Origin of the sequence: Bosea sp. ANAM02, from assembly GCF_011764485.1 — a bacterium.
GTDB lineage: Bacteria > Pseudomonadota > Alphaproteobacteria > Rhizobiales > Beijerinckiaceae > Allobosea.
Window position 1 is genome coordinate 3,246,526 of the sequence record NZ_AP022848.1, and the last position, 21,310, is coordinate 3,267,835.

Genomic DNA, 21,310 nt, shown 5'->3' on the forward strand with positions numbered 1-21,310 from the left:
CGCGGCTAGGAAGCTGCTCGCTCCGGCCCGGCTGATCCGAGCAAGTTGTCCAGCGTGGTTTCGAGGTCGGCTTCGAACGGGCCGAGCGCGATGCCGTGCCGCGCCGCCAGGATGCAATCGAGGACCGCATTGAGCGGGCGCTTCGCCGCCGTGCGGTGAGCGCTCGATGGGACCGGCACGATTTCGGCCATGGCCCGGCCGCGCCGCCGCACCGCTGAATGCAGGATGAGCCGGGCCTGCTCCGCCCGGCTCAGCACGCTTGCGCCCGCGACATGCATAACCCCTCCCCTCACCGCTCCGCCGCGCAGCCGCGATGACAGCTTGAGCAGGGCTTCGGCGAGCGCCGGGGCATAGGTCGGCCTGCCATATTGATCGCCAACGACCGTCAGCCGCTCCCGCCCTTCGGCCCAGCTCAACAGGCGGCTGACGAAGCTTTCGCCGTGACCTCCGAAGATCCAGGACGTCCTCACCACCAGCGCCGAGGGCAGCGCGTCGAGCACGGCACATTCGCCGGCATATTTCGAGGCGCCATAGACATTGATCGGCCGCGGCTGATCGCTTTCGCGATAGGCGCGATCCAGCTCTCCGTCGAAAACGCTGTCGGTCGAGACATGGATGAGTGCCAGCCCTGATCGGGCGCAGGCCCTGGCAAGGGCGGCCGGCCCGTCCCGGTTGACGGCAAAAGCTAGGCCCGGTTCGCTTTCCGCCCGGTCGACGGCCGTGTAGGCGGCGGCATTGATGACGATGGCCGGCCGGTGACGATCGATGAGCCGCTCGATCGCATCGGGTTCAGCCAGATCGAAGGCAGGGCGACCGACGGTCAGGACAGCGCTTCCGCCGCGCTCGGCCAGTGCCGTGGCCAATTGGCCGGAGCGCCCCAGGACCAGAATGTCCGGCCGGCTCATGCCGGGCGCTCACCGCCCGAGGCGGAATCCGAAATTGCCGCAGGGGTCGCCAGCCGAAGGCGCGGGCTGCTGCGCCACCACGGGATGAATGCCCGGTCCGGCGGCCCCAACCGATTGCGCATCCCGTCGGCCAGCCCATTGAGCAGCGCGATCACGCAATCGCGGGAAAAGCGGTGGTGAACGAGGTGGACCGCCAGCCTGACCGGCAGCGAGACCAGGAACTTCGCCTTGTGCGAAGGGGGCACGTGCCGCAGGCGCAGCATGGCGAGCTGGTTGCGGATATAAGTGTAGAGCCGGCGGGCCGGCTGATCGGTCAGGAGAAGGCCAAGCGGCAGGCGTATGACACCGCGGCCAAGCTGATGCGGCATCGCAACCGCCGGATCGACCCAGATCGAATAGCCGGCCGCGCCGGCACGCAGGCACCATTCGACATCGATCGCGTCGATGAAGTAGTCGCTGCGGAAATCGCCGATGGTGGCCAGTGAATCAAGCCGGATCAGCGAGCCCGACGAAATGACGAAGCGGGTGCGCCGCGGCGCGGCCTCCTCGGACGGGAGCCCCCCGGTCGTCGAGAGGCGCATGGCCTCGCCTGCGGCATCGACCGGCTGCGGGCCGACGACGGCCGCACGCTCGCCTCGCGCGGCGAGAGCGCGATGGGTCGCAGCGAGAGCGCCGACCAGCCCCGGCCGGGGCTCACTGTCCTGGTCGAGAAGAAACAGGAATTCGCTGCCGCAGGCTTCGGCGAGCTGGCGCAGGGCGTTGTAGGCGACGCCGAGCCCCCGATTCAGCCCCGGCCGCAACACGACGAGTTCGACCCGGCCGGCAGCGGCTGCGAGAGCCAGCTGCTCCGCTCCGCTGACAGGAGAATTCGCGTAGATGGCGATGGTCGGGACGTCATCCGCGAGCGAAGCGACGAGGCGCTGCAAGGCCGTGAACTGCGGATGGTAGATCACGATGCCGGCGACGCAACGCGCCCGGGCTGCGGCAGTATCGGTCATGCCGTAATCCTCCTGAGGGATGGTGGTTGGGGTAGCGCGAGCACGTCCTGCAGCGGCCCGTCGGCGACGAGCCGGCCGTGCTCCAGCCGCAGCGCGCGGGTGCAGAGGCTGGCGAGCAGGCTGTCGCTATGGGAGGCGAGGACGAGAATGCCGGCGCGGGCGACGAAAGCCTCCAGACGCGACTGCGCCTTGGCCATGAAGGCGGCGTCGCCTGCGAGGATGCCTTCGTCGAGGAGCAGTACCTCGGGATCGACGCTGGTGCAGATCGCGAAGGACAGACGCGTCTGCATGCCCGCCGAATAGGTGCGGATCGGCATGTCGAGAAAGCCGCCGAGCTCGGTGAAGTCGGCGATCTCGTCGATCCGGCTCTCGATCTGGCGCCGGCTCAGGCCCAGATACAGCCCGCGCAGCCGGATATTGTCGTAGCCGCTGGCCTCGCCATCCATGCCCAGCCCGATGTCGAAGAGCGGCGCGATCTTGCCGTGGACGGCGACGCGCCCCCGCTGTGGCGCATAGATGCCCGCGAGCACGCGCAGCAGCGTCGTCTTGCCGGCGCCGTTATGGCCGACGAGGGCCACACGCTCGCCATGGGCGACCGAGAGGTCGATGCCGCCAAGGGCCTCGACGCAGGTCCGCGCCCTCGCGTCGGAGCCGATGCGGCCGCCGGTGGCGCTGCTGACGATACGGTTGCGCAGGGAGCGGGCACTGCCGCCATAGAGCGGGAACTGCACGCTGACACGGTCGAGACGGATCGAGCTCATCGCCGCCTCACAGCCAGTAGGCGACGCGCCAGCGCAGCCTTGCATAGAGAGCGAAGGCAAGGCCGAGATTGAGCAGCGTCACACTGACTGCAACCACGAAGCTCTCCACCGGGACGCCGGCTCCCAGGAGCGGCGCACGCACGATTTCGATCAGGTGGAACAGCGGGTTCAGCTCCGCGAGGAGGCGTCGCGTTCCCAGGTCGTCGGCACGCCAGAGCACCGGCGTCACGAAGAGCAGCATCTGCGTTGCGTTGGCGACGAGTGGCATCATGTCGCGAAAGCGCGCGCCGACGAGGCCGAGCGTCACGCTCCAGCCGATACCGTTAAGAAGAAGAAGGGCGAGGCCCGGCAGCGCGACGAGCCCCGCCCAGCCCGGCTGGACGCCGCATGCGGCGAGCACGACGAGGACGATCGCCGCGTTATGGGCGAGGATGATCAGGTTGCGCCAGACGACGCGCAGGACATGGATGCCGATCGGCGCCGGCATCTGCTTGATCGCGGCCGTCGCGGCGGTGAAGGTCGCCACGCCTTCGTTAAGCAGCGCCGTGATCAGCGACCACAGCACCATGCCTACCGTGACATAGGGCAGATAGGTACCGACCGGCACGCGGAAGAGCGCGGCATAGGTGACGCCGAGCCCGGCGACGAAGACGGCCAGGCTGATCGTCACCCAGAAGGGGCCGAAGACCGAGCGACTGTAGCGCTGGCGGATGTCGTACCAGCCCATCGTGAGCCAGAGCTCGGCCATAGCAAAGGCTCCGGCGGCATCGGTGATCGCGCTGCGCCAGGGGTGGCGACCGCGCAGGCGCGCATCGTGAACAAGCATAGCAGGGGCTGACACCAGCCGATCTCCTCGAAAGGACCTCCCGCCTGCCGTGAACCGCAGAAAACCGGTGGCAGCGGGTTGACAGCCTGGATAAGTGGGAATAATTCCCACGTCAACATGGAGTGGGAATTATTCTCACATCACCAGAGACGCTTCGGGCGGGATTACGGAACGAGCGATGAAGATCAGGAAGGCAGTGATCCTCGCCGGCGGGCGCGGCACACGGATCATGGAAGAATCGGAATATCGCCCGAAGCCGATGATCGAGATCGGCGGGAGACCGATCATCTGGCACATCATGAAGCTGTATTCGTGCTACGGCATCAACGAGTTCGTCGTGTGCCTGGGTTACAAGGGCTATTTCCTGAAAGAGTATTTCGGGAACTACCTGCTCCACTCCTCGGATGTGACCTTCGACTTCACGCAGGGCGGCATGACGGTCCATGCCGGCCGGGCCGAGCCCTGGAAGGTCACGCTGGTCGATACCGGACAGGATACGATGACGGGCGGCCGCCTTGCCCGCGTGAAATCCTATCTGGACGGCGAAAGCTTCTGCCTGACCTATGGCGACGGTGTCTCGGACGTGCCGATCGACCGGCTGGTCGCCTTCCATGAAAGCCACGGCCGCGCCGCGACGGTGACGGCAGTGCGCCCGCCCGGCCGCTTCGGCGTGCTCGATCTCGACGGCAACGGTGTCAGCGGTTTCCGCGAGAAAGCGGCAAGCGATTCAGGCTTCATCAATGGCGGCTTCTTCGTGCTGGAGCCGCGCGCGCTCGATCGGATCGCCGGCGACGACATCGTCTGGGAAAGCGGCCCGATGGAAGGCCTCGCCCGCGACGGCGAGCTCATGGCCTATCCGCATGACGGCTTCTGGCAGCCGATGGACACGCTGCGCGACAAGCGCCGCCTCGAGGAACTCTGGGACAACGGCGAGGCACCATGGCGGGTCTGGTGAATCCCGATCCCGGCTTCTGGCGCGGGCGACGGGTGCTCGTCACCGGCCATAGCGGCTTCAAGGGAAGTTGGCTGTGCCTATGGCTGGCGCGGCTCGGCGCCGTGCCACTCGGCCTGTCATTGCCGGCGCAGGACGAAGCCGAAAGCGAGCGGCTCGGCTTTCTGGACGGCGTCATGCCGAGCCTTGCTTGCGATATCCGCGACGGGCAAGCGGTCCGGGCGGCCCTCGGGCGACTTGAGCCGGAGATCGTCCTGCATCTCGCGGCCCAGCCGCTGGTGCGCCGGTCCTATCGCGACCCGCGCCTGACCTTCGAGACCAATGTGATGGGCACGCTGAACCTGCTGGAGGCGGTCCGCCTCCAGCCAAGCGTGCGCAGCGTCGTGATCGCGACGACGGACAAATGCTACGAGAACCGCGAATGGCCCTGGGCCTATCGCGAAACCGATCCGCTCGGCGGGCACGATCCCTACAGCGCCAGCAAGGCCTGCACCGAAATCCTCGCGGCATCCTGGCGGAATTCGTTCGCAGCCTCGCTGGACCATCCGATCGCGATCGCGACCGCCCGTGCCGGCAACGTCATCGGTGGCGGCGACTGGGCGCAGGACCGGCTCGTGCCGGATGCCGTCCGGGCCTTTGCCGACGGCCAGCCTCTCGGTCTGCGCGATCCGCAGGCGACCCGCCCGTGGCAGCACGTGCTCGATGCGCTCTGCGGCTATCTGCTCCTGACGGAGCGGCTTCACAGCGGTGACGGCCGTTTCGCGGATGCCTGGAATTTCGGGCCTGACGGCGGAGCCGAACGATCCGTCGCGGCGCTGCTCGACGCACTGGTCCGGCTCTGGGGCGACGGCGCCTCGTGGACGGGTGACGCGGCATTCGGCCCGCATGAGGCGAGCCGGCTCGCCCTCGATTCCGGCAGGGCGCGCCAGCATCTCGGCTGGCGCCCGCGCCTCGATTTCGAGGCGGCTCTCGCCCTGACGGCCCGCTGGTACCGGCGCCATCGCCTGGGCACGCCGGCCGCCGAACTCATCGCCGCCGATCTCGAATCCTATGAAAGCGGAGCCACTCGCTCATGAACCCCTGCAAATGCCGCTTCTGCAGCGCGCCCCTGACCACGGTCTTCGCCGATCTCGGCATGACGCCGCTGGCGAATGCTTTCGTGGCACCGGACGACGCATCCGAGCCCGAAGCCTTTTTTCCGTTGCAGGTCTATGTCTGCGATGCCTGCAAGCTGGTGCAGGCGCGCGATGTCGAGACGCCCGGCGCGATCTTCAGCGACTATGCCTATTTCTCCGGCTTCTCGCAGAGCTGGCTTGACCATAGCGAGCGCTATGCCCACGCGATGATCCAGCGTTTCGGTCTCTCGGACGCCAGCAAGGTCGTCGAGGTCGCCAGCAATGACGGGTACCTGCTGCAGTATTTCCAGCAGGCGGGCGTGCCGATCCTCGGCATCGAGCCGGCGGCCAATGTCGCGGCGGTCGCGCAGCGTCGGGGCATCCCGACGCAGGTGCGCTTTTTCGGCCGCAGGACGGCACGCGATCTCGCGGCGCAGGGCCATCAGGCCGATCTCATCGCGGCGAACAACGTCATCGCCCATGTCCCCGACCTCAACGACTTCGTGGCCGGGTTCGAATTGCTGCTGAAGCCGGAGGGCGTGCTGACGCTGGAATTCCCGCATCTGCTGCGGATGCTGATCGAGAACCAGTTCGACACGATCTATCACGAGCACTTCTCGTATTTCTCCCTCCTCGCGATCGAGCGCGTGCTCGCGGCGCATGGGCTTGCGGTCTTCGACATCAACCGGCTGCCGACGCATGGCGGCTCGCTGCGCGTCTATGCCGGTCACGCGGCCGGCGGACGTGAGCCTTCCGCCGCCGTGCTGACACTGCGGCAGGAAGAAGAGGCCTTCGGCCTCGACAGGATCGCTACCTATGCCGGCTTCGCCGAGCGGATCGCCCGCACGAAATGCGCCCTGCTAGATTTCCTGATCGCGGCGCGGCGTGACGGCAAGCGCGTCGCGGCCTATGGCGCGCCGGCCAAGGGCAACACGCTGCTCAACTATTGCGGCGTCGGGCCGGAACTCGTCGCCTTCACCGTCGATCGCAGCCCGCACAAGCAGGGCAGGCTCCTGCCGGGCACCCGCATCCCGGTGAAGGCGCCTGATGTCATCCTCAAGGAAAAGCCGGATTACCTGCTGATCCTGCCCTGGAATCTCAGGGGCGAAGTGATGCAGCAGATGGCGGCGCTGCGCGACTGGGGCGGGCGCTTCGTCGTCCCGATCCCGGAGGTCGAGGTGCTCGCGTGATCCTCAGCGAAACCCGCATCCCCGGCGTCTTCATCGTCGACCTCGCGCCATTCGCGGATGAACGGGGACATTTCGCACGCTGCTACTGCGCCGATGTCTTCGCCCGGCACGGGATCCGCTTTTCGCCGCTCCAGTGCAACCTGTCCTTCAATCCACACCCCGGCACGCTGCGCGGCCTGCACTACCAGGCGGAGCCGGTGCCGGACGCAAAACTCGTGCGCTGCTCGCGCGGTGCGATCTTCGATGTCGCGGTCGATCTTCGCGACGCTTCGCCGACCCGCGGCGAATGGGTCGGTGTCGAACTCGATGCGGCAAGCGGGCGGGCGCTCTTCGTGCCGGAGGGCTGCGCCCACGGCTTCCAGACGCTCAGGCCCGATAGCGAGGTCTTCTACATGATGGGCGCGCCCTATCGCGCCGATCTTTCGCGTGGCCTGCGCTGGAACGACCCTGCCTTCGGCATCGACTGGCCGAACCCGGTGCCGCGCCTCAATGCACGCGACGCGGCCTGGCCCGACCGCCGCGCCTGACCTCCCTTCCGGAACACGGATCAAGACATGATGGATATCGAGACCATGGCGGCCGATGGCGACGGCGCCGAGACCGGCGGGCATGGCCCATCGGGTTGGCTGCGGGCGCTTCTGAAGCGGCAGGCCGGTCAGCCTTTCCACCCGGGTGGCAACCTGCGCCCCGATACGATGGCGGGCCATTGGCGCAGCGACGGCTTCGATTGCTATTTCTATGTGCCGCAGCGCGCACCCGCCGGCCTTCTCTCGGTCCGCTTCGTCGCGACCTTGCCGGATGCCGACGAGCAGCACCGGGATTGGTGGCGCCTCTACTTCGATATCGGGGACGGTTTCCGCCAGGAGGACAGCGTCGCCATCCCGACCTGCGCCGGCAGGATCGAGATCGCGACGATCATCGACCTGCCGGCTCCGGCCCGCGCCTTTCGCATCGATCCCAGCGAGATGCCTTGCCGTTTCGCGCTGCATGATCTGGCGCTGTCTCCACTCGCCGTGCCGCAGCCGCGCTCGTTCGCACTGCTCGGTCAGTTGCGGGATTTGCATCGACGCGGCGTGCTCGCGCGCAAAGTGATGCGGGCGGGCGGCATGCTGATGCGCGGCGAGTGGCGGGCGCTGCGCCAACGGATCGCTTCCGGCGCATCAGGGGAAGCGGCCGCCTATGGCCTCTGGCAGCGCAAGCGAACCATGACCGATGAATTGCGCCAGCGCTTCATCGCGAAAGCTGCGGAATTCCCGATCAGGCCGCGCTTCTCGATCATCATGCCCACCTTCAATTCGCCGCCCGTCTATCTCGAGCAGGCGATCGGCTCCGTACTGGCGCAGACCTATCCGGACTGGGAGCTGCTTGTCGTCGATGACGGCTCGACCGATCCGGCGACCCACCGCGTCCTCAACGAGGTCGCTGCGCGCGATCCGCGCATCCGCCCGACTTTCCTGCCCGCGAATGGCGGCATTGCGCAGGCCAGCAATGTCGCGCTGGCCCAGGCGAGCGGAGACTACATCGCCCTGCTCGACCATGACGACATGCTGGCTCCGCACGCTCTCCACGCCTTCGCCGACGCGATCAGCAGGCATCCGCAGGCCGACTGGCTCTACTCGGACGAGGACAAGATCGACGAGGCGGGTCGCCGCTCGGCCCCGTTCTTCAAGCCGGACTGGTCGCCCGCGTATTTCCTCTCCTGCATGTATACTTGCCATCTCGGCGTCTATCGGACGAGCCTGGCACGGCGCCTCGGCGGCTTCCGCCCGGAGTTCGATTTCGCGCAGGACTACGATCTGGCCTTGCGCTTCGCGGCGGCGACGAAGCAGATCGTCCATATCCCCGACATTCTCTACCACTGGCGCATGCTGCCGCAATCGACGGCGTCGGGCGGCGAGGCCAAACCTCAGGCGGAACTCGCGGCCCGGCGAGCTCTGCAGGATTTCGTCACGACCGGCCGCCATCACGGTCGCGTCGAGCCCGGCCCGCTGCCCGGCACGCATCGCGTCCGCTTCGACATCGTCGGCGAGCCGCTCGTCTCGATCGCGATCCCAACGGCCGGATACGGCAGCGACAACGGCCGGAGCTGGTATGTGCTCGATCTCGTCAGGTCGATCCGCGCGCTGACGACATACGGCAATATCGAGATCGTCGTGGCCGAGAACGGCGACCTTGCCCCGGCGCTGGAGCAGGCGCTGCGCGAACTCGGGGCCCGATCGGTCCGCTATGAAAGCCCGGTCTTCAACCTCTCGGACAAGATCAACCGCCTGGCCGAGGCGGCGCGGGGCGATTTTCTGCTCCTGCTCAACGACGACATGCGCGTCATCTCGCGCGGCTGGATCGAGGAGATGCTCATGTGGTGCCAGCAGGACGGCATCTCCGGCGTCGGCGCAAAGCTGTTCTTTCCCGACGGACGGATCCAGCATGCCGGCGTATTGCTGCTCGGCCAGGGGCCGTCGCATCCCTACTATCTGCATCCTGCCTCGGAGATCGGACAGGTCTGCTCGGCCGTCGTTCCGCGCGACTACAGCGCGGTGACCGGCGCCTGCATGATGGTCCGGCGCGCGGATTTCCTGGCCGTCGGCGGCTTCGATCCGTCCTATCGGATCAACTACAACGATATCGACTTCTGCCTGCGGCTGAACGCGCATACCGGCGGGCATTTCGCGTACACGCCCCTGGCCTGCCTGGAGCACCACGAATCCGTCAGCCGGCCGGAGCCGGAGCGCGGCGACCTCGCTCGGTTCAACCGCCAATGGGCGGATATCGTGGGGCGCGATCCCTTCTACAATTCCAACCTGTCCCAGAGCTCCCCGCGCTTCGCGCTGACGGCCGATCCGCAATCCCTGCGGGAAAGTTACGGGTTGTGAGGCGGCCCAGGTCGAAGGGGACCAGAATCGAGCGCCCGGTGCCCGCCGTTCCATGCGGGCACCGGCGCATCGCATTCAGGCCAGCATTCTGGTGTCACCACAAACCGAGATTTCCTGGCCGGAGATCGTCTTGCCGAAAGGCGAGGCCAGGAAGACGATCTGGCGTGCGATATCGGCGGGATCGACGAAGCGCTTGATCGACACTCCGGCAAAAAGGCGGGCCGTCATCTCCTCATGCGAGACATTGAAACTGCGCGCCTTGTTGGCGATGACGCTCTGGATGCGCGGGCCTTCGACGAGTCCCGGGCAGATGGCGTTGGCGCGGATACCGAATTCGCCGAGCTCGGCCGAGAGCGCCTTGGTGAAGCCGATGACGCCCCATTTCGCCGCGGCATAGGGCGAGCGCAGCGGGAAGCCATGCTTCCCGGCCTGGCTGGACAGGTTGACGATCGAGGCATTTCCGGACTGCTTGAGATGCGCGACAGCCAGCCGCGTGCAGTTGAACTGGCCGGTCAGGTCGATCGCGACGCAGGAATCCCAGTCTTCCGGCGCGATCTCGTCGACGCGGCCGGTCGGCCCCGCGATGCCGGCGTTGTTGACGAGGCAGTCCAGCCCGCCCAACGCGGCGAGCGCTTCGTCGAACAACCGCGCGACCGCCTTTCGATCGGAAACGTCGCAAATCGAGCGGGTGATCGCCGGTTCGCTCTCGGCCAAAGCAGCGAGCGCGGCTTCGTCGACGTCGCAGACATGCACCTTCGCCCCTTCCGCCGCGAAGGCGCGCGCCGTGGCGAGGCCGATTCCGTTGGCGCCGGCGGTCACCAGCACCCGCAAACCGTCGATCTTCAAATCCATGACCTCAGACCCTTCTCATCGCGTGTCGATCGTCATTCCGGCAGCCGCGCCGTGCGCTCGATGTGATCCGCAGCGGCGCGAATGTCCTCTTCCAGCGCGGCGCGGGCTGCGGCCGGGTCATGCCGGCGCAGCGCCGCGACGAGGGCCGCATGAGCAATGACGGCGCTGCCGCCGTCGAGGCGGCGTGGCTCGTGGCGCATGTCGAGATTGAGGATCGGCCCCGCCTTGAGCCAGAGACGCCCGATCATCTCGATGAGCGACGGCATGCCCGCCGCCTCATAGAGCGCGAAATGCAGGTGGCGATTGGCAAGAACGGCCCCGGCGCTGTCAGGCGGATCGGCGCGCGCCGCGTCGCGGAAGGCGACTTCATGCCGCTGGATCGTGTCGATCTGCTCCGCGGTGATGACCTTGGCCGCCTCTTCCACGGCAAAGCCCTCGACGACCAGGCGGATGCGGGTCAGCTCGCGGAACTGGGCCAGGGTGAGAACGGGCACGCGGACCGCCCGGCCCGGGAGCACTTCGAGCGCCTTGTCGGCGGCAAGCCGGCTGACCGCTTCGCGCACCGGCATCATCGAGACGCCCAGCGCCTCTGCCGCGCGCCTGAGCGAGAGCTTCTCGCCCGGCGCAAGCCGACCGGCTATCAGCAGTTCACGCAATTCGCCGGTCACGCGCTCACCGAGCGTCTCGTGCGCGAGCGAGCCGACTTCGTCGAGAGCAGACGCATCCTGCGCCCGCCGCGCAGCGGGTTGGTCTGACCCGCCTTCATGCAGGGCGGGGGGCTGGACTCGGGCGATCATGTCTGCCAACCTAACTGTGATCACAGATCACGACAAGCGGTTCACAGAGGCCGCCACGAGATTGAAAAAGCGCCGAGGCGCGACCGTTCTGGGAGGGACGCATGACTGGGATCATCAAGGGCCTTTCACGCCGTCAGGTACTTGCGGGCACGGCCGCCGCCGCGGGCGGTCTTATCGCAAGCCCGTCCGTCATTCTTGCACAGACATCCGAGGCCATTCGCTTCGGCCATCTGACGCCGCGCACCGGCTTTCTCGGCCCGCTCGGCGAATATGCCGTGATGGCCGTCGACCTCGCGGTCGAGGAGATCAATGCGGCGGGCGGCATCAACGGGCGCAAGCTCGAAGCGCTGAAGGAGGATTCGGTCAATCCCCAGACCGCTTCCACCAAGGCCGAGCGCATGTTCGAGCGCGATCAGGTCGCCTGCATCATCGGCGAGATCTCCTCGGCCTCCTGCCTGACGATCTCGCAGGTCGCGGCCCGCAACAAGAAGCTCTTCGTCAACACCGGCGGCAATTCGGACGCGTTGCGCGGCGAAAGCTGCAACCGCTACATGTTCCATGTCGAGCATCAGAACTCGATGTATGTGAAGAGCGCCGGGCGCTCGCTGCTGGCGCAGGGGCTGGTCAAGGGCAAGAAGTGGTTCTCGCTCACGGCCGACTACGCCTTCGGGCATGATCTCAGCAAGGTCGCCAAGCGCTTCATGGAGGCCAATGGCGGCCAGTTCGCCGCCGACAAGCTCGTGCCGACCGACGCCACCGACTTCTCGGCGCTGCTGCTCGAGATCCGCGCGGCGAAGCCGGATCTCGTCATCTCCAACCTCGCCGGCAACCAGATCACCAATTTCCTCAAGCAGTATTCGGAGTTCGGCCTGACCTTCCCGGTCGCCGGCTTCGGCTTCGACACCGCCCTCGCCTGGGCGGCCGGCAAGGACAATTTCGGCGGCACCTGGCCCTGCGTCTGGCACCATCTGATCGACACGCCGTCGAGCAAGGCCTTCGTCGCCGCCTTCACCAAGAAATACGGCAAGCCGCCCGAGAACCAGGCCTGGGGGGACTATGTAGCCGTCAAGATCATGGCGCAGTCGATGAACGAGCTGAAGAGCACGGATACCGCCAAGGTCCTGGAGCATTTGGAAAAGGGCGCGAAGTTCGACGTGATGAAGCCGCGCCAGGGCTATTTCCGCGCGTCCGATCATCAGCTGATCAGCGAGATGTACACGATCACGGCGCTGCCAGCGGCCCAGGTCAAGAACCAGTGGGATCTCTTCACCTCCTCGCCGCCGGTGCCCGGCCCGAACGAGGACATGGAGGTCATCGCGACGCAGGGCGACGAGGCCGTCTGCAAAATGAGCTGAGGGCTCAGCGTCATTCTCGGGCGAAGCGAAGCGCAAACCCGAGAATCTCATGACTGGAAGGCGCCGGCTGGCGCCTCCTTCGGCCTGAGATGCTCGGGTCAAGCCCGAGCATGACGGCTTGGCACGTCATCCCATCGTGCAATCCCGGACAGAAGGTCAATCCTTGCTCACCCTCTTCATCCAGCAGGTGCTGAACGGGCTGCTCGACGGGGTCTACTACCTCCTGATCGCACTCGGCCTGTCGCTGATCTTCTCGCTCGGCGGCATCGTCAACCTGGCGCATGGCGCCTTCTATGCGATCGGCGCCTATCTCACGATCGTGCTGGCGCCGCATATCGGCTTTGGGGGCGCGATCATCGCCTCGCCGGTGCTCGTCGCGCTGATCGGCATCGTCATCGAGCGCGGCCTGTTCAGACATTTCTATCGGCGCGATCCGATCCTGTCGCTGCTGCTGACCTTCGGCCTCGCCATGGTCGCGGAGCAGATGCTGCGCATGATCTTCGGCGCGCCGCCCCTCTCCTTCTCGATCCCGACGGCGCTGCGCGGGCAGATCTTCATCGGGGACTTCATCTATTCGCGCTATCGCGCGCTGCTGCTGCTGATCGCAGCCGCCTGCGTCCTCGGCCTCTGGTTCCTGCTGCAGCGAACCGCCTTCGGCCGGGTCGTGCGTGCTGGCGTCCAGAACCCCGACATGGTCGGCGCGCTCGGCATCTCGCTGCAGCCCTACATGATGGCGGTGGCCGGCATCGGCATCGGCCTGGCCGGGCTCGCCGGCGTGCTGCTCGCGCCGATCTACTCGATCCACCCCGCAATGGGGCAGGAAATCATCACCCCGGCCTTCGTGGTGGTCGTCATCGGCGGCCTCGGTTCCTTCTGGGGCGTCGTCGTCGCCGCGCTGCTGGTCGGCCTGGTCAAGGGCATCACCATCGGGCTCGGCTACACGCAGTGGTCGACGGCCGTGATCTACCTGATGATGCTGCTCGTCCTGCTCTTCCGTCCGCGCGGCCTGTTCGGCGAGCGCATCCAGCGCTTCGAGTGAGGTCGCGATGAGCCCATCCACCCGCGACTATCTTCCGCTCGGCGCAGCCGCGATCGCTCTGATCGCGCTGCCGTCCCTGATGCATCTGATCGGGCTCGGCACCACATCGGCCACCGAGGTCGTGGTCTTCGCCATCGCCTGCATGGCGCTCAACATCCTCGTCGGCACCACCGGCCTCGTCTCGTTCGGACACGGCACCTGGTTCGGCATCGCCGCCTATGCCGCGGGGCTGATGCAGCGCAACTGGTTCCCCGGCCAGTTCGTACTTCCGATCCTGCTGGCGGTCGCCGTCGTCGCCGTGATCGCTTTTGCCTTCGGCGCGCTGATCCTGCGGCGGCGTGGCGTCTATTTCTCGCTGCTGACCCTGGCGCTGGCAGCCATGATCTACTCTGTCGCATTCCGCTGGACCGCGGTGACCGGCGGCGAGGACGGGCTGGGCGGCATCACGCGCCCGCTCTTTGCCGGCATCGACTTCGAGACCGCCCTGCCCTTCTACGCGCTGGTGGCGTCGATAGGGTTCGGCGTCGTCTGTCTGCTCTGGCGCTTCCAGCGTTCGCCGGTCGGCACGGTGCTCGTCGCCATCCGGGAGAACGAGCAACGCGCCCGCTTCCTCGGCTATCCCACCACCCGCTACAAGCTCGTCGCCTTCACGGTCTCCGCCGCGCTGACCGGGCTCGCCGGCGCGCTTCTGCTGTTCAACAACCGGATGACCTCGGCCGATCCGATCTCGGTCGCCTTCTCGGGCGAGCTGCTGGCCATGGTCGTGATCGGCGGGATGCGGTCCTTCCTCGGGCCGGCGCTGGGGGCCCTCTTCTTCGTCGTCTTCCGCGACTATCTCTCGAGCGCGAGCGAGAACTGGCTGCTCTGGTTCGGCCTGCTTTTCGTCGCCTTCATCGTCTTCTCGCCCGACGGGCTGGTCGGTGTCGGCCAGCGCCTGCTCAAGCCGTTCCGGAAGCAGCCGGCGGAGGATGCGGCGATGTCCGCCCGCAAGGCGGGCGCCGTCGAACTGCCGGCCTTCATGAAGCCGGACGACGCCGGCGACGGCACGATCCTGACCGCGGGCGGGCTCGCCAAGAGCTTCGGCGGCATCAAGGCGGTCGAGGATGTCAGCTTCGCGATGCGCGACCGGAAGCTGCATGCGCTGATCGGCCCGAACGGCGCCGGCAAGACCACGGCCTTCAACCTGATTTCCGGCATGTTCACGCCCGATCGCGGCACCGTGCGCCTGCGCGAGCACGACATCGCGGGCCTCGACCCCGATGCGATCACGCGCGCCGGCATCGGCCGCGCCTTCCAGATCACCAATCTCTTCCCCGCCCTCTCGGTCGCCGAGAACGTGCGGCTCGCGGTGCAGGCACGGGCGCCGGAGCGCTTCGGCTTCTGGCGCCCGGCGACGGGGCTGGAGAAGGTCAACGACGAAACGCGGCAGGTCGTCGCGACGATGGGCCTGTCGGGCATCGAGCGCGCGGAGGCCGGGTCACTGAGCTATGGCGGCCAGCGCCTGCTCGACATGTCGCTGGCGCTGGCGACCAGCCCGCGTGTCCTCCTGCTCGACGAGCCGCTCGCAGGGCTGGCCGCAGCGGAGCGCGAGCGCGTCGGCAACCTGATCAAGTCGATCTCGACCGACCTGCCGGTCCTGCTGGTCGAGCACGATATCGACCGCGTCTTCGCCATCGCCGACCATGTCACGGTGATGAACGAGGGCAGCGTGCTCGTCGACGGCACGGTCGAGGATGCACGCTCCTCTGCCCGGGTGCAGGAGATCTATATCGGCTCGGGCGCGCACGCGCTCGCGGCGAAGCCGCGCGAAAGCGCGGCGGGCGAAGGCGTGCTGCTCGGCCTGAAGGATGTCGACACGTTCTATGGCAAGAGCCACATCCTGCGCGACGTTTCGTTCGACGTGCATGACAATGAGATCGTGGCGCTGCTCGGCCGCAACGGTGCCGGCAAGTCGACCCTGCTGAAGACCGTCACCGGCATCGCGCCACCGGCGCAAGGCAGCATTCGCCTCGCCGGCGCGGAGATCGCGCGCCAGGCGCCGGCGGTGATCGCCCGGGCCGGCGTCGCCTATGTGCCGCAGGGGCGTGGCCTGTTCGCCGGCATGAGCGTCAAGGACAACATGGAGCTCGGGCGGCTGCGGCGGCTCACCGGCAACGGCACGCATTGGGACGACGAGAAGATCTTCTCCTTCTTCCCGCGCATCCGCGAACGCTGGAATTCGCCGGCCGACTATCTCTCCGGCGGCGAGCAGCAAATGGTGGCGGTGGCCCGTGCGCTTTCCGGCGATACCCGCGTGCTGCTGCTGGACGAGCCTTTCGAGGGGCTGGCGCCGGCCGTGGTCGAGGAGCTGTTCGAGGCCTTCGACAAGCTCCGCCGGGAGATCGCGATCGTGATCGTCGATCATCATCTCGATCTGGCGCTCGCTCTTTCGGACCGGACGGTTGTCCTGGAGCGCGGGCAGGTCACGCATGTCGGCCCGTCGCGGGCTCTCAGCCAGGACCTGGCCCTGCGCCGGCAGGTGCTGTGGCTATGAACACGCTGTGGTCCCCGCATGTCTGAGCAAGGATGTTTTCCGATGACCAAGATCGCCATCGTCGGCTCCGGCCTCATCGGCCGTGCCTGGGCGACCGTCTTCGCCAGCCACGGCTTCGACGTGGCGCTGCATGACGTCGTCGCCGGAGCCGCCGACGCCGCGCGGAGCCATATCGCGACCAATCTCGACGAACTCGCCGGGCACGGACTGGTCGAGGATCCGAAGGGGTCGCTCGCCCGCATCCGGGTCGCGTCCGGTCTCGCCGACGCCCTGTCGGACGCCGGCTTCGTCCAGGAGAACGGGCCGGAGACCGTTGCGGCGAAGCGTGCGCTCTTCGCCGAAATGGATGCGCTCGCCGCTCCCGACGCCATTCTGTCCTCATCGACCTCCTTCATCATGGCCTCGGTCTTCAGCGAGGGGCTGAAGGGCCGCGCCCGCTGCCTCGTCGGCCATCCGGTGAACCCGCCGCATCTGGTGCCGATCGTCGAGATCGCGCCGGCCCCCTGGACCGATCCGGCCGTCGTCGAGCGCGCCAAGGCGATCTACGAAAAGGCGGGCCAGGTGCCGATCACCCTGCGCAAGGAGAAGGCCGGCTTCGTCCTCAACCGCCTGCAGGCGGTGCTGCTGGCCGAAGCGTTCCGCCTCGTCGGCGAAGGCGTCGCAAGCGCTGAGGACGTCGACAAGACGATCCGCGACGGGCTCGGCCTGCGCTGGGCGTTCATGGGGCCCTTCGAGACAATCGAACTCAATGCGCCCGGCGGTATTCCCGACTACTGTTCGCGTTATGCCGCTTCGCTCGACCGCATGGTCAAATCCTCGGAAGGGCTGGGCAATCCGTTCGAGGAGGAGACCGTCGCCGCGGTGATGCGGGAATGGCGCGGCACGCAATCGGCCGAGCGTGTCAAACGCCTGAGCGACTGGCGCGACGCACGCCTCGCCGCCCTGCGAGCCCATAAGCGGGCGGCTGCGCGTAAACCCGATTGAAATCGCCAACGGTGCGAGAAGGAAGAGTAACCGAACCATGGCCAAGACTCGCAAAGTCATGATCACCTGCGCGGTGACCGGCGCGATCCACACTCCGTCGATGTCCCCTCACCTGCCGGTGACGCCGGACGAGATCATCGATGCGGCGGTGGGGGCGGCCGAGGCCGGCGCGGCGCTGGTCCATGTCCACGCGCGCAATCCGCAGACCGGCCAGCCGGACCAGTCTCCGGAAGCCTTCGAGCCCTTCCTGAAAGTGATCAAGCAGCGCTGCGACGCCGTCATCAACATCACCACGGGCGGCGCGCCGACCATGGGCGTCGAAGAGCGTCTCCAGCCCTGCGCCCATTTCAAGCCGGAGGTCGCCTCGCTGAACATGGGTTCGATGAATTTCGGCCTCTACCCGATGCTCGGCCGGTTCAAGGACTTCAAACATGACTGGGAGCGGCCCTATCTCGAAGGTTCGAAAGACCGGATCTTCAAGAACACCTTCCAGGACATCGAGAACATCCTGACGACCTGCGCCGAGAACGGCACCCGCTTCGAGATCGAATGCTACGATATCGGGCATCTCTACACGCTGGCGCATTTCGCCGATCGCGGCCTGGTGAAGCCGCCCTTCTTCGTGCAGTCGGTGTTCGGCATCCTGGGCGGCATCGGCCCCCATCCGGAAGATGTCGCGCATATGAAGCGCACGGCCGACCGGCTCTTCGGCGACGACTATCACTGGTCGGTGCTGGGCGCCGGGCGCCACCAGCTCGCCATCGCCGCGATGGCGGTGTCGATGGGCGGCAATCTGCGCGTCGGGCTGGAGGATTCGCTCTGGCTCGGCCCTGGCCAGCTAGCTCGATCGAACGCCGATCAGGTTCGCGCCGCCCGGCAGATCGTCGAGGGACTCGGGCTGGAAATCGCAACCCCGGCCGAGGCCCGTCAGGCCCTGCAGCTCAAGGGCGCGGATAAAGTGGCCTTCTAGAGCATCGGCCCGAAAAGTGGCACGCGGTTCTCGGAAAAAGCCGATGCAAAATCAAATAACTAGAGCATCGGGCTGAATATGATATTCAGTCCGATGCTCTAGAACTGTTCCGCGATTGCCTCAATGGCGGAACAGCTCCATGTCTTTGATTTGACGCTTTTTGCAAACCGGGACTCGCTTCGCTTGAAGACGCTGGTGTATCGGACTGATTATCGCTTTCAGCCCGATACCCGGGTTTCGCGATTCCGCATCGGCGTCTCCTGAAAGCCGCGTTCCAGTTTCGGGCCGGCGGTCCGCGGCGGGCTGATTTCGCTCGGGAGCACCCGTCATCCCGCTGCTTGCACGCGCAATCGTGAGTGGAACGGCGGCGCGCCGCTTCCCGACCGGTCAGCTTTCCGCACATGAAAAAGCCCGCCGCTCCATCGCGGCAGGCTTCTCTTTGAGTCCGTTTCGGGCCGTGCCGCTCAGTACTTGCGGACCACCGGCTGGACCGGGATCGTCTCCGCCGGGTTGTCCCAGCGATAGGTCAGCGCCGCCGACACGATGTGGACCTGCGGCTTGGCCTCCGCCGCATAGAGAACCGGCGCCGCGGGGCTGAACTGCGGATGCGTGGGGCCGTAGTTCACACGGGCCTTGTTGACGTGGATATAGGTGTAACCGAGGTCGAGATTGACCTTTTCCGAGAACTTGTAGCTCAGACCAGCCGAAAGCCAGAGGCGGTCGTTGTCGGAGATGTAGATCGTGCGGTTGGTGTCGTTGACCGCCGAGAGCTCGTAGCCGACGCCGGCGCGCAGCGTCAGGTCGCGGTTGTACTTGTATTCGAGACCTGCGGCGAAATACCACGAGTCGTCATAGACGAAGTTCAGGCTGGTGACCGGCAGGCCATTGAGCTGGCTGACGATCGGAATGCGCCGGAAGCGGCTCCAGTTCGTCCATTCGACGCCGAGATGGGCCTGCCACTGATCATTGATCTGCTGCGAGACACCGAAGACGACCGAATCGGGCAGATTCAGATTGGCCTTGATCGGGATCACGGCGCCGGGGAGCCAGAACTTGCCTTCGAGCGTCTGCCGGATCGAGGAGCGATAGGCGATGCCGATATTGGTGCCCTGCCAGGGGGTGAGGTTCACACCGAAGCGATAGCCGAAATCGATAGTGTCGCCGTCGAGGATCGCATTGCCGGCGGCAGCGGTGAGGCCGGTCGCCTGCTTCAGATTGGCCTTGAAGTACTGGACCTGGAGCGCCGCACCGATCGAGAGCCAGTCGTTCACCTTGTAACCGATGGTCGGCGAAACGTTGATCGAGCGGACCTTCGCCGAGCGGCCATAGGTCTGGGCGGCGTTGAAGGTATTGTCGGCCTTCGAGCGCAAGCCGAACGGCGCGCCGGTCGTCATACCGATCCAGAGCCGGTCATTGAGCTGCCAGGCCGAATAGGAGGCCGGGATGAAGGCGCCGTCGCCGCCAAGCTGGCCGGTGCCGAGCGGGCTGCCGCCCAGCGCGGTATTCGGAACGGTGACGCCCGGAGCGACGACCACGCGCGTTCCTGTCGTCGGCGTATATTCGCCCTGCGGCAGCAGATAGGTGAAGTTCCACTGGCTGTTGCGGCCGGGGAACATGGTGATGGTCGCCGGGTTCCAGGCCATCGAACCCATGCCGATGCCACCCGAAGCGGCGCCGGCATAGGCCATGCCGAGACCCTCGGCGCTCTGGCCGCTGCGGATGGCGAAGGAGCTCGCCGAGGCCGCTCCAGCCGCGAGCAGGGCGGCGAGCGAGACGGTGGCGGCTGCGGCGGTACGAACAAGGCCATTCATCGAATCCATCCCGGTTCTAGGTTCTTCGAGGTCAGACACCCCGCTTGATTCGAAGCATGACGCGAGCCGTTTCCCGCCGCAATCCTGCTCGGCGCGCCTTGAAATCGCCGCAGCGGCTCCCCAATTCGCCTCAGAAACTCGGAAAATTGCCCAAAAGCGACCATTTTCGAGCATGCGCCGACGAGATTGTTCAGAAAGATATCGTTTATATAAGAACTATTGCCGGTTTTGAGCCCTTTCGAACCTGCCGGCCTTCCCCGATTTGGTTTGCCGGAGCCGTCGCTTTGGAAAGCGGCGTTGCATTCGGGCAACAATCCGACGGCCCGCGCTTTGCGGATGCCCCATGCGCGATGACGGGCTTGTGTTTCCCGCCGGCATCCGATCAGAATCCCGTCACCCATTTAGATCGTTTGAAAACGGGGGAAACACCTTGAAACTGCTCCGCTACGGCGCGTCCGGCCAGGAGAAGCCGGCCCTTCTCGATGCCAAGGGCGGGTTGCGCGACCTGTCCGGCGTCATTCCAGACCTTGCCGGCAAGGCGCTGACTTCGGCCTCGCTCGCCAAGATCAAGGCGCTCTCGCCGGAATCGCTGCCTCTGGTCTCCGGTTCGCCCCGCATCGGCGCCTGCGTCGCCGACGTCCGCAACTTCATCGCCGTCGGCCTGAACTTCGCCGACCATGCGGCGGAGACCGGCGCCGAGATCCCGAAGGAGCCGATCCTGTTCAACAAGGCCCCGAACTGCATCGTGGGCCCGAATGACGACGTGATCATCCCCAAGGGTTCGCAGAAGACCGACTGGGAGGTCGAGCTCGCGATCGTGATCGGCGACGGCGGCTCCTATATCGAGGAGAAGGATGCGATGGCGGCGATCGCCGGCTTCTGCGTCTGCAACGACGTCTCCGAGCGCGCCTTCCAGCAGGAGCGCGGCGGCCAGTGGGCCAAGGGCAAGGGCTGCCCGACCTTCGGCCCGCTCGGTCCCTGGCTCGTCACCACCGACGAGATCAAGGACATCCAGAATCTCGGCATGTGGCTCGAGGTCGATGGCGAGCGCGTGCAGAACGGCTCGACCAAGACGATGATCTTCGGCGCCGCCTATCTGGTCCATTACATCAGCCAGTTCATGCGCCTCGATCCGGGCGACGTCATCACCACCGGCACGCCGCCCGGCGTCGGCCTCGGCTTCAAGCCGCCGCGCTTCCTGAAGGGCGGCGAGGTCGTCACCCTCGGCATCGAGGGCCTCGGCGAGCAGAAACAGAATTTCGTGCCCTACAAGGGCTGATCCGGAAGGGGCGCTTCGGCGCCCCTTTTCTTATCGGCCGAATACGATCGGCCTTTAGAGCTGCTTGGTTTCA

Annotated in this window: 19 protein-coding genes; 12 read left to right on the forward strand and 7 right to left on the reverse strand. The window is 66.4% G+C overall.

What is annotated here, in order from left to right; translation table 11 throughout:
• Positions 1–5: 5 nt before the first annotated feature.
• From rfbD to OCUBac02_RS15580, 4 genes are read right to left on the reverse strand one after another with little or no spacing between them, the layout of a single operon-like run.
• Positions 6–905, reverse strand: coding sequence for a dTDP-4-dehydrorhamnose reductase (gene rfbD, locus OCUBac02_RS15565; RefSeq protein WP_173046842.1), 900 nt, complete (start codon positions 903–905; stop codon positions 6–8).
• Positions 902–1,903 carry a glycosyltransferase family protein gene (locus tag OCUBac02_RS15570; protein ID WP_244638954.1) on the reverse strand — a complete coding sequence of 334 codons (1,002 nt, stop codon included), beginning with the start codon at positions 1,901–1,903 and terminating at the stop codon, positions 902–904. Before OCUBac02_RS15570 ends, rfbD begins: the two co-directional genes overlap by 4 nt.
• Positions 1,900–2,664, reverse strand: a complete 765-nt coding sequence (locus tag OCUBac02_RS15575) for an ABC transporter ATP-binding protein (RefSeq protein ID WP_082009581.1) — start codon at positions 2,662–2,664, stop codon at positions 1,900–1,902. Before OCUBac02_RS15575 ends, OCUBac02_RS15570 begins: the two co-directional genes overlap by 4 nt.
• Positions 2,665–2,671: 7 nt before the next feature.
• On the reverse strand, positions 2,672–3,505 hold the full coding sequence (locus OCUBac02_RS15580; RefSeq protein WP_156134506.1) for an ABC transporter permease: 834 nt from the start codon (positions 3,503–3,505) through the stop codon (positions 2,672–2,674).
• Between the two features lie 163 nt (positions 3,506–3,668).
• Between OCUBac02_RS15580 and rfbF the strand changes: the two genes are divergently transcribed.
• Genes rfbF through OCUBac02_RS15605 form a run of 5 tightly spaced genes read left to right on the forward strand, consistent with a single transcriptional unit; the run spans position 3,669 to position 9,617 of the window.
• A complete protein-coding gene (rfbF, locus tag OCUBac02_RS15585; protein ID WP_173046844.1) occupies positions 3,669–4,445 on the forward strand; it encodes a glucose-1-phosphate cytidylyltransferase in 777 nt (258 codons plus the stop codon).
• Positions 4,430–5,518 (forward strand): CDP-glucose 4,6-dehydratase, encoded by a 1,089-nt coding sequence (rfbG, locus tag OCUBac02_RS15590; RefSeq protein ID WP_173046846.1) that lies wholly within the window; start codon positions 4,430–4,432, stop codon positions 5,516–5,518. The genes rfbF and rfbG overlap by 16 nt, the downstream gene beginning before the upstream one ends.
• Positions 5,515–6,747 (forward strand): class I SAM-dependent methyltransferase, encoded by a 1,233-nt coding sequence (locus tag OCUBac02_RS15595; RefSeq protein WP_173046848.1) that lies wholly within the window; start codon positions 5,515–5,517, stop codon positions 6,745–6,747. Before rfbG ends, OCUBac02_RS15595 begins: the two co-directional genes overlap by 4 nt.
• A complete protein-coding gene (gene rfbC / locus OCUBac02_RS15600) occupies positions 6,744–7,274 on the forward strand; it encodes a dTDP-4-dehydrorhamnose 3,5-epimerase (protein WP_173046850.1) in 531 nt (176 codons plus the stop codon). The genes OCUBac02_RS15595 and rfbC overlap by 4 nt, the downstream gene beginning before the upstream one ends.
• A 27-nt stretch (positions 7,275–7,301) precedes the next feature.
• Positions 7,302–9,617 (forward strand): glycosyltransferase family 2 protein, encoded by a 2,316-nt coding sequence (locus tag OCUBac02_RS15605; protein WP_173046852.1) that lies wholly within the window; start codon positions 7,302–7,304, stop codon positions 9,615–9,617.
• A gap of 75 nt (positions 9,618–9,692) precedes the next feature.
• Here OCUBac02_RS15605 and OCUBac02_RS15610 read toward each other — a convergent pair whose 3' ends face one another.
• A complete protein-coding gene (locus OCUBac02_RS15610; RefSeq protein WP_047580540.1) occupies positions 9,693–10,469 on the reverse strand; it encodes an SDR family oxidoreductase in 777 nt (258 codons plus the stop codon).
• Positions 10,470–10,501: 32 nt separating this feature from the next.
• On the reverse strand, positions 10,502–11,266 hold the full coding sequence (locus tag OCUBac02_RS15615; protein ID WP_173046854.1) for a GntR family transcriptional regulator: 765 nt from the start codon (positions 11,264–11,266) through the stop codon (positions 10,502–10,504).
• Between the two features lie 101 nt (positions 11,267–11,367).
• Between OCUBac02_RS15615 and OCUBac02_RS15620 the strand changes: the two genes are divergently transcribed.
• The 5 genes from OCUBac02_RS15620 (at position 11,368) to kce (ending at position 18,147) form a co-directional block, all read left to right on the forward strand.
• Positions 11,368–12,621 carry an ABC transporter substrate-binding protein gene (locus OCUBac02_RS15620; protein WP_173046856.1) on the forward strand — a complete coding sequence of 418 codons (1,254 nt, stop codon included), beginning with the start codon at positions 11,368–11,370 and terminating at the stop codon, positions 12,619–12,621.
• Between the two features lie 163 nt (positions 12,622–12,784).
• Complete coding sequence (locus OCUBac02_RS15625) at positions 12,785–13,660, forward strand: branched-chain amino acid ABC transporter permease (protein ID WP_047581759.1); 876 nt, start codon at positions 12,785–12,787, stop codon at positions 13,658–13,660.
• A 7-nt stretch (positions 13,661–13,667) separates the two neighbouring features.
• On the forward strand, positions 13,668–16,193 hold the full coding sequence (locus OCUBac02_RS15630) for a branched-chain amino acid ABC transporter ATP-binding protein/permease (RefSeq protein ID WP_173046858.1): 2,526 nt from the start codon (positions 13,668–13,670) through the stop codon (positions 16,191–16,193).
• A 42-nt stretch (positions 16,194–16,235) separates the two neighbouring features.
• Positions 16,236–17,177 carry a 3-hydroxyacyl-CoA dehydrogenase gene (locus tag OCUBac02_RS15635; protein ID WP_173046860.1) on the forward strand — a complete coding sequence of 314 codons (942 nt, stop codon included), beginning with the start codon at positions 16,236–16,238 and terminating at the stop codon, positions 17,175–17,177.
• A 37-nt stretch (positions 17,178–17,214) separates the two neighbouring features.
• Positions 17,215–18,147 carry a 3,5-dioxohexanoate:acetyl-CoA acetone transferase gene (kce, locus tag OCUBac02_RS15640; protein ID WP_173046862.1) on the forward strand — a complete coding sequence of 311 codons (933 nt, stop codon included), beginning with the start codon at positions 17,215–17,217 and terminating at the stop codon, positions 18,145–18,147.
• Between the two features lie 464 nt (positions 18,148–18,611).
• Here kce and OCUBac02_RS15645 read toward each other — a convergent pair whose 3' ends face one another.
• A complete protein-coding gene (locus OCUBac02_RS15645; protein WP_173046864.1) occupies positions 18,612–19,958 on the reverse strand; it encodes an OmpP1/FadL family transporter in 1,347 nt (448 codons plus the stop codon).
• A gap of 56 nt (positions 19,959–20,014) precedes the next feature.
• Here OCUBac02_RS15645 and OCUBac02_RS15650 point away from each other — a divergent pair, with 56 nt between their 5' ends.
• The gene (locus OCUBac02_RS15650) at positions 20,015–20,392 is read left to right on the forward strand and encodes a hypothetical protein (RefSeq protein WP_173046866.1); all 378 of its coding nucleotides are present in this window, start codon (positions 20,015–20,017) and stop codon (positions 20,390–20,392) included.
• Positions 20,389–21,237, forward strand: coding sequence for a fumarylacetoacetate hydrolase family protein (locus OCUBac02_RS15655; RefSeq protein WP_047581752.1), 849 nt, complete (start codon positions 20,389–20,391; stop codon positions 21,235–21,237). Before OCUBac02_RS15650 ends, OCUBac02_RS15655 begins: the two co-directional genes overlap by 4 nt.
• The last annotated feature ends 73 nt before the right edge of the window (positions 21,238–21,310 follow it).